We start from the raw sequence: 13,729 nt of genomic DNA, 5'->3' as shown, positions 1-13,729 counted from the left end.
GTCTCCATCACTGTTAAGTTGATCAACCCGATTGCGATGGAAGAAGGTCTCCGTTTCGCGATTCGTGAAGGTGGTCGTACTGTTGGTGCTGGTGTTGTTGCTAAGATTATTCCTGCTTAATAGCAGTTGTTGTAAGTGAAGTAAATATGGCGACCCATTCGGGTCGCTGTATTAATTCTAGTAGTTCCAAGCCGTAGGGGTGTAGCTCAATTGGCAGAGCGTCGGTCTCCAAAACCGAAGGTTGTAGGTTCGATTCCTACCGCCCCTGCCACCATCGTGGTCGCAGGGCACCGAAAGTAAATTAAGTATGTCTAACCATCCTATTCAAACCGTAAGCACCTCCCAAGATAAGTACAAAGTTGTTTTGGCTATCGTCGCTGCGGTTGCTGGCGTTGCTGCCTATTATATGTTGGTAAATCAAGCTTCCTATGTGCGCGTTGCCGCGCTGGTTGTGGGTTTGCTGATTGCAGTGGTTTTGGCGTCGAGCTCAGATGCTGGTCGTGAATTTTTTGTTTTTGCAAAAGAAGCTGTACGTGAAACTAAAAAAGTGGTTTGGCCGGCGCGCAAAGAGGCTGGGCAAATTACTGCTGTCGTGTTTGGCTTTGTGTTGGTGATGGCGCTGTTTCTTTGGGGTGCGGATAAGTTGATCGGCTTCTTGTTGTATGACGTACTTCTTGGATGGAAAAAATAATGAGCGATAACATTCAGGAAGATTTGCAAGGCGCAGAGCCTACGGTTTCTGTGCCTAAAAGCGCAAAAAGATGGTACGCAGTGCATGCTTATTCCGGTATGGAGAAAAGTGTTCAGCGCGCATTGACAGAGCGCATAGAGCGCGCTGAGATGACTGAAATGTTTGGCCAGATTTTGGTTCCGACGGAAGAAGTTATTGAAGTAAAAAACGGTAAAAAAGCAGTTACTGAACGTAGATTGTTCCCGAGTTATTTATTCGTCGAAATGGAAATGACTGACGATACTTGGCATTTGGTTAAGAATACTAGCAAAGTAACAGGTTTTATCGGTGGGAAATCGAATAAGCCAGCGCCTATCCCTCAGCATGAGGTTGATAAGATCTTGCAGCAAATGCAAGATGGTGTTGAAAAACCAAGGCCAAAAGTTTTGTATGAGGTAGGTGAAGTTGTGCGTATTAAAGACGGTCCGTTCGCTGATTTCAATGGAAATGTTGAAGAAGTGAATTATGAGAAGTCAAAAGTGCGCGTTTCTGTTACAATCTTTGGTCGCTCCACACCTGTCGATGTGGACTTTGCTCAAGTCGAGAAGGTTTAAAAAATTCTGGTTGCCTGGTGCCATGCTGATGTCTAGCAAAAACCGGTAAAGCGTAACAAAGAGGAGCCCTTCAAAATAAGGAATTATTTCGGAGGGCGCTACTACTCATTTAATGAAGGAGCCATCATGGCAAAGAAAATCATTGGTTTTATCAAGCTGCAAGTTCCAGCTGGTAAAGCAAATCCATCTCCACCGATCGGCCCAGCTTTGGGTCAACGTGGTTTGAACATCATGGAATTCTGCAAAGCGTTTAACGCGCAGACTCAAGGTGTAGAGCCAGGTATGCCAATTCCAGTTGTGATCACTGCATTTGCGGATAAGTCTTTCACTTTCGTGATGAAGACTCCTCCTGCAACTTACATGATCAAAAAAGCAGCTGGTATCACTAAAGGTTCAGCGAAACCTCATACAGATAAAGTTGGTAAAATCACTCGTCAGCAAGCTGAAGAGATCGCGACCGCAAAACGCGCCGATCTGACAGCCGCCGATATGGACGCAGCAGTGCGTACTATCGCTGGTTCAGCACGCTCCATGGGTATCACGGTAGAGGGACTGTAATGGCTAAGTTATCTAAAAAAGCAAAGTTGCTTGCAACTAAAGTTGATCGCCTGAAGGCCTACTCCTTTGACAATGCTATCGCTTTGATCAAAGAATGCGCAACTGCGAAATTCAACGAATCTATCGACGTTTCAGTTCAGCTGGGTGTTGATCCTAAGAAGTCTGACCAAGTTGTCCGTGGCGCAGTTGTATTACCAGCAGGCACAGGTAAGACTGTGCGTGTAGCCGTATTTGCACAAGGCGCTAAAGCTGAAGAAGCTAAAGCTGCTGGTGCTGATATCGTCGGTATGGAAGATTTGGCTGAGCGTATCAAAGCTGGCGACATGCCTTTTGATATCGTTATCGCTTCTCCAGATACTATGCGTATCGTTGGTACTTTGGGTCAGATCTTGGGTCCACGTGGTTTGATGCCAAATCCAAAAGTTGGTACTGTAACTCCTGACGTTGCTACTGCGGTTAAAAATGCAAAAGCTGGTCAAGTGCAATATCGTACTGATAAGGCCGGTATCATTCACTCAACGATAGGTCGTAAGTCCTTCGCTGATGCTGATTTGAAATCTAACTTGTTGGCTTTGGTTGAAGCTTTGAATAAAGCAAAACCGACTTCCAGCAAAGGTGTTTATCTGCGTAAAATTTCCATCTCATCCACTATGGGTGCTGGTGTGCGCGTAGATCACATTAATTTGTCTGCATAAGTAAAAATTAAGTCTGGATGCTGATAATTAGCATCCAGCGCATCTTTGGGCTGTCTGACTTTTTAGGTTGGGCAGAGTGTCAAAGACCGTTGGGCCGCGTTTATGTTTTTGATAAACAAAGTTAATTTGCCAAGGAGCGATCTAAGGCACCCAACGCAGATGGTGTACCCGATCAAGTTTTGTAGTTACATACTGGCCCGCCAGTGCAACTCCTAACTTCGGACGCCGTGTTCGAAACGATATGAGGAAATCACATCATCCCGGTGTGAAGACTAATTATCATAATTGGAGGTTGACCGTGAGTCTCAATCTGAATGACAAAAAAGCCGTCGTCGCTGAAGTCTCTGCAAAAGTAGCAACTGCACAGACTATCGTCGTAGCTGAATACCGTGGCATCCAGGTCGGTCACTTGACGAAACTACGTGCTGCTGCACGTGCTGAAGGTGTGTACCTGCGTGTATTGAAAAATACATTAGCTCGTCGCGCTGTTGAAGGCACTGTATTTGCAAGCCTCGGTTCTGAAATGACTGGTCCGTTGATCTATGCGATCTCGGTAGATGCTGTTGCTGCTGCTAAAGTTATACAAGACTTCGCAAAAAGCAATGACAAACTAGTTGTTAAGGCAGGTAACTATGCTGGTAAGTCGCTGGATAAAGCTGGCGTTATCGCATTGGCAAGCATTCCTAGCCGTGAAGTTCTGTTGGCACAAGTGTTGGGTATGATGCAGGCTCCTGTATCTGGCTTCGCACGTGCTCTGGCAGCTCTGTCAGCTAAGAAAGAATCTGAAAATCCTTCAGCACCAGTTGCAGTTGCCGAGGCTGTTGAAGCCGTAGCAGCTGAAGTAACTGAAGCTGCAGCAGAATAAGATTTTTTTCGTCAATACCGAATCAATGTAATTTATAAATTGGAGTTTCAAATGGCAATTAGCAAAGACGATATCTTGGAAGCCGTAGGCGCGATGTCCGTAATGGATCTGAACGACCTGGTTAAAGCATTCGAAGAAAAATTTGGTGTATCCGCTGCTGCAATGTCTTCTGGTCCAGCTGCTGGTCCAGCGGCTGCAGTAGAAGAGCAAACTGAATTCAACGTAGTGTTGACAGAAGTTGGCGCAAACAAAGTTAGCGTTATTAAAGCAGTTCGTGAATTGACAGGTCTGGGCTTGAAAGAAGCTAAGGACGTAGTTGATGGCGCACCAAAAACAGTTAAAGAAGCTGTTACTAAAGCAGATGCTGAAGCAGCTAAGAAAAAGCTGGAAGAAGCAGGCGCGAAAGCTGAAATCAAGTAATCTTGATACAGCATGGCGAATCTATTTGATTCGTCAGAGTCAAAGATTGGAATCCTCTTCAAAGAGAGGGTTCCTCTTTGGCTTCTTTGTCGTTCTGAGGTTTGTTTAGTTGCTTCTGAGGCAAAGTCGTAATTGCCCAGTCGTTGGTTTGAAGCTTAGTTATAACAATTAAGGGCTGAGACTTGAGGTTTCATGTAGGAAAAATAGAGTTTGTAGATTTTTATGAATTATATTTTATTGCTTGAATCCTGAATTCTCCATCCTTTTTTGTCACTCACGGAGTGTCCATGCACTACTCATTTACTGAGAAGAAGCGAATTCGTAAATCTTTTGCGAAACGCGCTAACGTTCACAACGTTCCGTTCCTGCTGGCGACCCAGCTCGAGTCATATCATAGTTTTTTGCAACAAGACAATGCACCGTCTTCACGCAAAAATGAGGGCTTGCAGTCTGCCTTCACGTCGATATTTCCGATCGTGTCGCATAATGGGTTCGCTCGCCTCGAATTCCTATCCTACGTTTTAGGTGACCCTGCATTTGATGTCAAGGAATGTCAATTGCGCGGGCTTACTTTTGCGTCACCTTTACGTGCCAAAGTACGTCTGGTGATTTTGGATAAAGAATCGCCAACTAAACCTGTCGTTAAAGAAATGAAAGAGCAAGAAGTTTACATGGGTGAATTGCCACTCATGACGACGACTGGTTCATTCGTGATTAACGGTACAGAGCGCGTTATCGTGTCTCAGTTACACCGTTCCCCTGGTGTGTTCTTTGAGCACGACCGCGGCAAGACACATTCATCCGGTAAATTGCTGTTCTCAGCAAGGATCATCCCTTACCGTGGGTCTTGGTTAGATTTTGAATTCGATCCAAAAGATATCTTATTCTTCCGTATCGACAGACGTCGTAAGATGCCTGTGACGATATTGTTGCGTGCTATCGGCATGAGCAACGAACAGATCTTGGCGAATTTCTTTGTTTTCGATAATTTCAATCTGCACAGCGATGGCGCAGAGATGGAATTTGTCGCTGAGCGTCTGCGCGGTGAGGTTGCCCGTTTTGACATCGTCGACAAAACAGGAAAAGTGATAGTCGCTAAAGACAAACGTATTAATTCCAAGCATGTGCGTGAAGTTGAAGCTGCAGGTATCAAGCATATTTCGGTTCCTGAAGATTACTTGCTTGGTCGCGTTTTGGCGAAGAACATCGTTGACGCAGAAACTGGCGAAGTAGTTGCCAATGCGAATGACGAGTTAACAGAAGAATTGTTGGCGCGTCTGCGCGATGCAAAAGTCAGCGATATTCAAACTCTGTATACAAATGACTTGGATCAGGGTTCGTATATTTCTCAGACTCTGCGCGCTGATGATACTGCCGATAAAATGGCAGCGCGTGTTGCTATCTATCGCATGATGCGCCCTGGCGAACCGCCAACAGAAGATTCAGTAGAATCTCTGTTTAACGGCTTGTTCTACAACGAAGATCGTTACGATTTGTCAGCTGTCGGCCGTATGAAGTTCAATCGCCGTATTGGTCGCGATGAACTGACTGGCGCGATGACTTTGTCAAATGAAGACGTCTTGGCAGTGATCAAAATTTTGGTTGAATTGCGCAATGGTCGCGGTGAAGTCGATGATATTGATCACTTGGGTAATCGTCGTGTACGTTGCGTCGGTGAATTGGCCGAGAATCAATTCCGTGCCGGTCTGGTTCGTGTAGAGCGCGCAGTTAAAGAGCGTTTGGGTCAAGCTGAAGCGGATAACTTGATGCCGCATGATTTGATTAACTCCAAGCCGATCTCTGCTGCCATTCGTGAGTTCTTCGGTTCTTCACAATTGTCACAGTTTATGGATCAAACCAATCCATTGTCCGAGATCACGCATAAGCGTCGTATTTCTGCCTTGGGTCCTGGTGGTTTGACACGTGAGCGCGCTGGTTTTGAAGTGCGTGACGTACATCCTACGCATTATGGCCGTGTTTGCCCGATTGAGACACCGGAGGGACCAAACATCGGTTTGATCAACTCGCTGGCTTTGTATGCGCGTCTGAACGAATACGGTTTCCTTGAAACCCCATATCGCAAGGTTGTCGATAGCAAAATCACGACACAGATCGATTATTTGTCTGCAATTGAAGAAGGTCGCTACATCATCGCACAGGCGAATGCGTCTATCGATAATAGCGGCAGTCTGTCAGATGAATTGGTTTCTGCTCGTCAAGCTGGTGAAACCATCTTGGTCTCTCCTGAGCGCGTACAGTACATGGACGTTGCGACTGGCCAGGTTGTCTCGGTGGCGGCATCTTTGATTCCTTTCCTCGAACACGATGATGCGAACCGTGCCTTGATGGGTGCCAACATGCAACGTCAAGCTGTGCCATGTTTGCGTCCAGAAAAAGCTTTGGTAGGTACAGGTATTGAACGCACAGTTGCGGTCGATTCTGGTACTACAGTACAAGCTTTGCGTGGTGGTAAAGTTGATTATATCGATGCTGGTCGTATCGTTATTCGCGTCAATGATGCGGAAGCGACTGCAGGCGAAGTCGGTGTTGATATCTACAACCTGATTAAGTACACACGTTCGAACCAGAACACCAATATCAACCAACGTCCTATCGTCAAGATCGGCGATCTGGTTACCAAAGGTGACGTTTTGGCGGATGGTGCATCGACAGATTTGGGTGAATTGGCCTTGGGTCAAAACATGCTGGTCGCGTTTATGCCTTGGAACGGTTATAACTTCGAAGATTCGATTTTGATCTCCGAAAAAGTTGTAGCTGATGATCGTTACACTTCAATTCATATTGAAGAGTTGTCGGTAGTTGCGCGTGATACTAAGCTGGGTGCTGAAGAGATCACTCGTGATATCTCTAACCTGGCGGAAAATCAACTTGCCCGTCTGGATGAGGCCGGTATCGTCTACGTCGGTGCTGAGGTCACGGCTGGTGATACTCTGGTTGGTAAAGTTACGCCAAAAGGCGAAACGCAACTGACACCAGAAGAAAAACTGCTGCGTGCGATTTTCGGTGAAAAAGCCTCTGACGTTAAAGATACATCCCTGCGCGTACCTTCAGGTATGGTTGGAACTGTTATCGACGTTCAGGTGTTCACACGCGAAGGCATACAACGCGACAAGCGCGCGCAACAGATCATCGATGATGAACTGAAACGCTATCGTCTGGATCTGAACGATCAGATGCGTATTGTTGAAGGCGATGCATTTGAACGTCTTGAGCGTATGTTGACTGGCAAGGTCGCTAACGGTGGTCCAGCGAAATTGGCAAAAGGCAGTAGCGTTACCAAGGAATATCTGGCCGATCTGGATAAATATCATTGGTTCGATATTCGCCCTGCCGATGACGATACTGCAAAGTCTTTGGAAGCCATCAAGGATTCCATCGCTGAGAAGCGTCACCAATTTGATCTGGCGTTTGAAGAAAAACGTACCAAGTTGACCCAAGGCGATGAGTTGCCACCTGGCGTACAAAAAATGGTCAAGGTTTATCTGGCTGTTAAGCGTCGCTTGCAACCTGGTGACAAAATGGCGGGTCGTCACGGTAACAAAGGTGTGGTTTCTCGCATTGTTCCGATTGAAGATATGCCTTACATGGCTGACGGTACACCAGCAGACATCGTGTTGAACCCATTGGGTGTTCCTTCACGGATGAACGTTGGTCAGGTCTTGGAAGTGCATTTGGGCTGGGCTGCTAAAGGTTTGGGCATACGTATAGGCGAAATGCTGAAAGCGAAAGTCAAGATCGAAGAGTTACGTGGCTTCCTGAAGCAGATTTATAACGAATCTGGCAAAGTTGAAGATATCGATGGTTTGTCCGATGCTGAAATTTTGACGTTGACAGGCAATTTGAAAAACGGTGTGCCATTTGCCACTCCAGTTTTCGATGGCGCTGATGAAGCAGAAATCCGCCGCATGCTCGATCTGGCTTATCCAGATGAGATTGCTAAACAACTTGGTATGACGCCTTCCAAGAATCAAGTCACTTTGTATGATGGCCGTACTGGTGAGTCCTTCGAACGCAATGTCACTGTCGGTTACATGCACGTTTTGAAATTGCACCATCTGGTTGATGACAAGATGCATGCTCGTTCGACTGGTCCTTATTCTCTGGTCACGCAACAACCATTGGGCGGTAAAGCACAATTCGGTGGTCAGCGTTTCGGTGAGATGGAAGTTTGGGCATTGGAAGCATACGGCGCGTCTTATGTCTTGCAAGAGATGTTGACAGTCAAATCAGATGACGTAAATGGACGTACTAAAGTGTACGAAAATCTCGTTAAAGGTGATCACGTGATTGAAGCCGGTATGCCAGAATCCTTTAACGTTTTGGTTAAAGAAATTCGCTCGCTGGGTATCGACATCGATCTCGATCGTAACTGATAGTAAAGTAATTGAAGTAACGCCGCCACCGGGTGATTTGCCGGGTGGCGGCATTAGTATATATAGCCGTTAGGAAAGTTTTCGTTCCCGGTATGAGCGGAACCCGATTGAAAAACAGGGCTCTCCCGCTGATGCGAACAGGGTCTACTGCGAAGACAAACCTGGTAATACCTTAATCACCAAGCGTTTTCTCACGCTACACTGGAGTGATAGACATGAAAGCACTGCTAGATTTATTCAAGCAAGTTCAGCCTAACGAACAATTCGACGCGATCAAAATTGGTCTTGCGTCCCCAGAAAAAATCCGTTCATGGTCCTACGGCGAAGTTAAAAAGCCGGAAACCATCAACTATCGTACTTTTAAGCCTGAACGCGATGGTCTGTTCTGCGCCAAAATTTTTGGCCCGATTAAAGATTACGAATGCCTGTGCGGTAAGTACAAACGCCTCAAGCATCGTGGTGTAGTCTGCGAAAAGTGTGGCGTCGAAGTTACTCTGGCAAAAGTGCGTCGTGAGCGCATGGGCCACATCGAGTTGGCTAGCCCAACTGCGCACATCTGGTTTTTGAAATCCCTGCCATCCCGTCTGGGTATGGTTTTGGATATGACACTGCGGGATATCGAACGCGTTCTGTATTTTGAAGCCTATGTAGTCACCGATCCAGGCATGACTCCGCTGAAAAAATGTCAGATCATGTCGGAAGACGATTACGCTGCCAAATACGAAGAGCACGGTGATGAATTCACCGCATTCATGGGTGCCGAAGGTATCCGCGAATTGCTGCGTTCTATTGACATCGACCGTGATGCCGAAACTCTGCGTACTGAACTCAAAGAATCAAAGTCTGAAGCGAAGATCAAGAAATACTCCAAGCGTCTGAAAGTGTTGGAAGCGTTCCAACGTTCTGGCATTAAGCCAGACTGGATGATCATGGAAGTGTTGCCAGTGTTGCCGCCAGAGTTGCGTCCATTGGTACCTTTGGATGGTGGTCGTTTTGCGACTTCCGATCTGAACGATTTGTATCGTCGCGTGATTAACCGTAATAATCGTCTGAAGCGCCTGATGGAATTGCGCGCACCAGAAATCATCACACGCAACGAAAAGCGTATGTTGCAAGAAGCGGTCGATTCGCTGCTAGATAATGGTCGTCGCGGTAAAGCCATGACAGGCGCGAATAAGCGTCCGCTGAAATCTCTGGCTGAGATGATCAAAGGTAAAGGCGGCCGTTTCCGTCAAAACTTGTTGGGTAAGCGCGTCGATTATTCTGGTCGTTCAGTGATCGTGGTTGGTCCACAACTGAAATTGCATCAGTGCGGTTTGCCTAAGTTAATGGCGCTGGAACTGTTCAAGCCTTTCATTTTCAATAAACTTGAATTGATGGGTCTGGCAACAACCATCAAGGCCGCCAAGAAACTGGTAGAGATTCAAGAGCCTGTGGTTTGGGATATCTTGGAAGAAGTCATCCGCGAACATCCGATTATGTTGAACCGTGCGCCAACGCTGCATCGTTTGGGTATTCAGGCGTTTGAGCCGGTCCTGATCGAAGGTAAAGCGATCCAGTTGCATCCACTGGTCTGTGCCGCATTCAATGCCGATTTCGATGGCGATCAAATGGCGGTTCACGTTCCTTTGTCTGTGGAAGCACAGATGGAGGCACGCACACTGATGCTGGCTTCGAACAACATTCTGTTCCCGTCTAACGGCGAACCGTCTATCGTTCCTTCCCAGGATATCGTGTTGGGTCTGTACTACGCTTCCCGTGAGAAAATCAACGGTAAGGGCGAGGGCATGATGTTCCCTGATGTTTCCGAAGCGATTCGCGCTTGGGACAACAAGGAAGTCGAACTGATGACGCGCATTACAGTGCGTATTACCGAGTATCCAAAAGATGCTGCAACTGGCGAATTCGTCAAAACAGTTACCCGCTACGAAACCACAGTTGGTCGTGCGATTCTGTCTGAGATTCTGCCTAAAGGTTTGCCTTTCTCGGTACTGAACCGTGCCTTGAAAAAGAAAGAAATTTCTAAGCTGATCGATACCTCTTTCCGTAAGTGCGGTCTGCGTGCTACGGTTATTTTTGCAGATCAGTTGTTGCAAATGGGTTTCCGCCTGGCGACACGTGCCGGTATCTCTATCTGTATCGATGATATGTTGGTACCGCCACAAAAAGTCACCTTGTTGGCAGCTGCTGAACACGAAGTTAAACAGATCGAACAGCAATATGCTTCCGGTCTGGTTACTGCCGGCGAGCGTTACAACAAGGTTGTCGATATCTGGGGTAAAACCGGTGATGACGTCGGTAAAGCCATGATGGATAGATTGAAAGTCGAAGACGTTATCCGTCGCGATGGTACTCACGGTACACAAGAATCCTTCAATGCCATTTATATGATGGCCGATTCCGGTGCGCGTGGTTCTGCAGCACAGATTCGTCAGTTAGCAGGTATGCGCGGACTGATGGCGAAACCGGATGGTTCGATTATTGAAACACCGATCACCGCGAACTTCCGCGAAGGTCTGAACGTGTTGCAGTACTTTATTTCCACTCACGGTGCGCGTAAAGGTCTGGCCGATACGGCCTTGAAGACAGCGAACTCCGGTTACCTGACACGCCGTCTGGTTGACGTTACCCAAGATCTGGTTGTAATCGAAGACGATTGCGGTACAGCGAATGGCGCGTCGATGAAGGCGATCGTTGAAGGAGGTGAAGTTAACGTACCTTTGCGTGAATTGATCTTGGGTCGTGTGACTGCGAACGAAGTGGTTAATCCAGAAACTCAGGCAACTTTGTATGCTGCCGGTACTTTGTTGGATGAAGATGCGGTTGAAGAAATCGAACGTCTGGGTATCGACGAAGTTAAAGTTCGTACTCCACTTACTTGTGATACACGCTACGGTCTGTGCGCAATGTGCTACGGTCGTGACTTGGGTCGCGGTACTATGGTCAATGCGGGTGAGGCAGTCGGTGTTATCGCCGCTCAGTCCATCGGCGAACCAGGTACACAGTTGACGATGCGTACTTTCCATATTGGTGGTGCTGCATCCCGTGCTGCGATTGCGTCTTCGGTTGAAGCGAAATCTAACGGTACTATCCGTTTCACTGCAACCATGCGTTATGTAACAAATGGCAAAGGTGCACAGATCGTTATTTCCCGTTCAGGTGAAGTATTGATCACCGATGATCATGGTCGTGAGCGTGAGCGTCATAAAGTACCTTACGGTGCGATGCTGATCGTTAAAGACGGTATGGTCATCAAAGCCGGTACTAACCTGGCAACTTGGGATCCATTGACCCGTCCTATCATTACCGAGTACACCGGTACGGTGAAATTCGAGAACGTAGAAGAAGGCGTTACTGTTGCTCGTCAAGTCGATGATGTGACTGGTTTGTCTACTCTGGTGGCGATCGATGCTAAGCGTCGCGGTACTGCAGGTAAGACAGTGCGTCCACAGGTTAAACTGCTCAACGAGCAAGGCGAAGAAGTTAAGATCTCCGGCACCGAACACGCTGTAACGATCGGTTTCCAAGTTGGTGCACTGATTACCGTGAAAGACGGTCAGCAAGTTCACGTCGGTGAAGTCCTGGCGCGTATCCCAACTGAATCACAAAAAACACGTGATATTACCGGGGGTCTGCCGCGCGTTGCCGAGTTGTTCGAAGCGCGTTCGCCTAAAGATGCTGGTATGTTGGCTGAAGTCACAGGTACGGTTGCGTTTGGTAAAGAAACCAAAGGTAAGCAGCGTCTGGAAATCACCGACATGGACGGCGAAAAGCATGAGTTCCTGATTACCAAAGACAAACAAGTTCTGGTGCATGACGGTCAAGTCGTCAACAAGGGTGAGATGATTGTCGACGGTCCTGCCGATCCACAAGACATCCTGCGTTTGTTGGGTATCGAAGCGCTGGCACGTTACATCGTTGACGAAGTTCAAGATGTGTACCGTTTGCAAGGCGTTAAGATCAATGACAAGCACATTGAAGTGATCGTACGTCAGATGTTGCGTCGCGTTATCGTGACTCAACCAGGCGATGCGAATTACATCTTGGGCGAACAAGTTGAGCGTTCTGATTTGCTCGGCGAAAACGACCGTGTGATCGCCGCTGGCGGTATCCCTGCAACGTATGAAAATATCTTGCTGGGTATTACTAAGGCATCCTTGTCTACTGATTCGTTTATCTCTGCCGCGTCTTTCCAGGAAACCACACGGGTTCTGACGGAAGCTGCGATCATGGGCAAACGCGACAGTCTGCGTGGCTTGAAAGAAAACGTTATCGTTGGTCGTCTGATACCAGCCGGGACAGGCTTGGCTTTCCACCGCGCTCGCAAGTTGAAAGAAACTTGGGAAGCCGAAGAACGTGCAGCCTTGTTGCAAGCTGAAAAAGCAATCTTCGCGCCTATGCCTGAAGTTGCCGCTACCGACGTGATTGATGGCGAAGTTTCATAAAGCAGTACTGACGTAATCGACACTGAAGTAATACCACGGCACCGCAGCTAGTCTCCGGTGCCGTTTTCTTATGTTTATTCCATTTCTAAATCATTCATGTCGTTGTTGCCTTCGCCTCGCCGTGCTAAAGCACTGTCTTCGACTCGTCGCCTAGACAAGAAGGATTTGGAAATGGAATGAAGAATTAAAATGAGTAAAGAAGTGGATTTGTAAGCCTATGGATAGTATACGCGAGCAGCATAAAAACCCCGGGAGCCGGACGCGCCTTAGTACTGCAAAAATTTTGCATTTGCGAGCGCAGCAAGGCGAGCAAGTCGATGTTGAGGTGGTGGCAGAGACTGGCTCGACCAATGCCGATCTGATGGCGCGTCTGGATCTGTTACAAGGTCCCGTGCTACGCATTGCCGAGCATCAGACTGCAGGGCGTGGCCGGGCTGGCCGAGTCTGGCATTCGGTACCCGGCGGCGTGCTGACGTTTTCTCTGGCCTGGTATTTTCCCGGCACTAGCCAGGCCTTATTGGGCTTGCCCCTGGCCATCGGTGTTGCGATCGCAGAGTGCCTGCTGGCACTGGGTTTGCCGGTCAGCCTGAAGTGGCCGAACGATATCCTTAAAGACAAAAAGAAATTGGCGGGCGTCTTGATCGAGACTGCCGCTGCCAGACAAGGCGGCAGTTGGGCCGTGATAGGAGTAGGTTTGAATCTGAGCGTGCCTGACGCGCTGGAAACCGACATAGGGCATAGTGTGGCGGACGCACCCTGGCTGGCGCAAATGGATAGAAATCAGTTGGTGGCGCAATTACTCAATAGTTTGGCTGCTGCCATGGAAGAATTTCGTCAGCACGGTTTCGCAGCTTTTGCTGATCGCTGGAATCGCCTGCATGCCCATACGCAGCAAGAGGTGTTGATCATGGATAGAGGTCAGGTGGTGCAACAAGGTCTGGCACTTGGGGTCGATGCGCAAGGTTGTTTGTTGTTGCAGACTGCACAGGGTACACTGCCGGTCATTTCGGGTGATGTCTCTTTACGCGCCGCCGCTACACCATGACTAGGAATTTCATCAGGACACAC

9 protein-coding genes, 1 tRNA gene and 1 pseudogene are annotated in these 13,729 nt (G+C 47.8%); all 11 read left to right on the top strand.

Annotation, left to right across the window (positions count from 1 at the left end; genetic code table 11):
* A pseudogene (locus tag ACO0K8_RS20500) lies at window positions 1–120 on the top strand (elongation factor Tu); the annotation flags it as partial.
* 75 nt (window positions 121–195) lie between these two features.
* Window positions 196–271: transfer RNA gene (locus tag ACO0K8_RS20495), tRNA-Trp, on the top strand.
* A 36-nt stretch (window positions 272–307) separates the two neighbouring features.
* Complete coding sequence (secE, locus tag ACO0K8_RS20490; RefSeq protein ID WP_422948508.1) at window positions 308–691, top strand: preprotein translocase subunit SecE; 384 nt, start codon at window positions 308–310, stop codon at window positions 689–691.
* A complete protein-coding gene (gene nusG, locus ACO0K8_RS20485) occupies window positions 691–1,284 on the top strand; it encodes a transcription termination/antitermination protein NusG (protein WP_422948507.1) in 594 nt (197 codons plus the stop codon). Before secE ends, nusG begins: the two co-directional genes overlap by 1 nt.
* Before the next feature lie 126 nt (window positions 1,285–1,410).
* The gene (gene rplK / locus ACO0K8_RS20480) at window positions 1,411–1,842 is read left to right on the top strand and encodes a 50S ribosomal protein L11 (RefSeq protein ID WP_126127944.1); all 432 of its coding nucleotides are present in this window, start codon (window positions 1,411–1,413) and stop codon (window positions 1,840–1,842) included.
* On the top strand, window positions 1,842–2,537 hold the full coding sequence (gene rplA, locus ACO0K8_RS20475; protein ID WP_422948506.1) for a 50S ribosomal protein L1: 696 nt from the start codon (window positions 1,842–1,844) through the stop codon (window positions 2,535–2,537). Before rplK ends, rplA begins: the two co-directional genes overlap by 1 nt.
* A gap of 298 nt (window positions 2,538–2,835) precedes the next feature.
* The gene (gene rplJ / locus ACO0K8_RS20470) at window positions 2,836–3,402 is read left to right on the top strand and encodes a 50S ribosomal protein L10 (RefSeq protein WP_126127946.1); all 567 of its coding nucleotides are present in this window, start codon (window positions 2,836–2,838) and stop codon (window positions 3,400–3,402) included.
* 51 nt (window positions 3,403–3,453) lie between these two features.
* Complete coding sequence (gene rplL / locus ACO0K8_RS20465; RefSeq protein WP_422948505.1) at window positions 3,454–3,822, top strand: 50S ribosomal protein L7/L12; 369 nt, start codon at window positions 3,454–3,456, stop codon at window positions 3,820–3,822.
* 287 nt (window positions 3,823–4,109) lie between these two features.
* Complete coding sequence (rpoB, locus tag ACO0K8_RS20460) at window positions 4,110–8,216, top strand: DNA-directed RNA polymerase subunit beta (RefSeq protein WP_422948504.1); 4,107 nt, start codon at window positions 4,110–4,112, stop codon at window positions 8,214–8,216.
* Window positions 8,217–8,431: 215 nt separating this feature from the next.
* A complete protein-coding gene (gene rpoC, locus ACO0K8_RS20455) occupies window positions 8,432–12,661 on the top strand; it encodes a DNA-directed RNA polymerase subunit beta' (RefSeq protein ID WP_422948503.1) in 4,230 nt (1,409 codons plus the stop codon).
* A gap of 217 nt (window positions 12,662–12,878) precedes the next feature.
* Complete coding sequence (locus ACO0K8_RS20450; protein ID WP_422948502.1) at window positions 12,879–13,706, top strand: biotin--[acetyl-CoA-carboxylase] ligase; 828 nt, start codon at window positions 12,879–12,881, stop codon at window positions 13,704–13,706.
* Window positions 13,707–13,729 lie beyond the last annotated feature (23 nt).

Source organism: Undibacterium sp. Ren11W (assembly GCF_049340485.1).
Classification (GTDB): Bacteria; Pseudomonadota; Gammaproteobacteria; order Burkholderiales; family Burkholderiaceae_D; genus Undibacterium.
This window is presented reverse-complemented; position numbering and strand designations above follow the sequence as displayed.

Coding starts and splice junctions, on each gene's coding strand:
- rpoB (WP_422948504.1), top strand. CDS start 4,110: ATGCACTACTCATTTACTGAGAAGAAGCGAATTCGTAAATCTTTTGCG.
- secE (WP_422948508.1), top strand. CDS start 308: ATGTCTAACCATCCTATTCAAACCGTAAGCACCTCCCAAGATAAGTAC.
- rpoC (WP_422948503.1), top strand. CDS start 8,432: ATGAAAGCACTGCTAGATTTATTCAAGCAAGTTCAGCCTAACGAACAA.
- rplA (WP_422948506.1), top strand. CDS start 1,842: ATGGCTAAGTTATCTAAAAAAGCAAAGTTGCTTGCAACTAAAGTTGAT.
- rplK (WP_126127944.1), top strand. CDS start 1,411: ATGGCAAAGAAAATCATTGGTTTTATCAAGCTGCAAGTTCCAGCTGGT.
- rplL (WP_422948505.1), top strand. CDS start 3,454: ATGGCAATTAGCAAAGACGATATCTTGGAAGCCGTAGGCGCGATGTCC.
- nusG (WP_422948507.1), top strand. CDS start 691: ATGAGCGATAACATTCAGGAAGATTTGCAAGGCGCAGAGCCTACGGTT.
- ACO0K8_RS20450 (WP_422948502.1), top strand. CDS start 12,879: ATGGATAGTATACGCGAGCAGCATAAAAACCCCGGGAGCCGGACGCGC.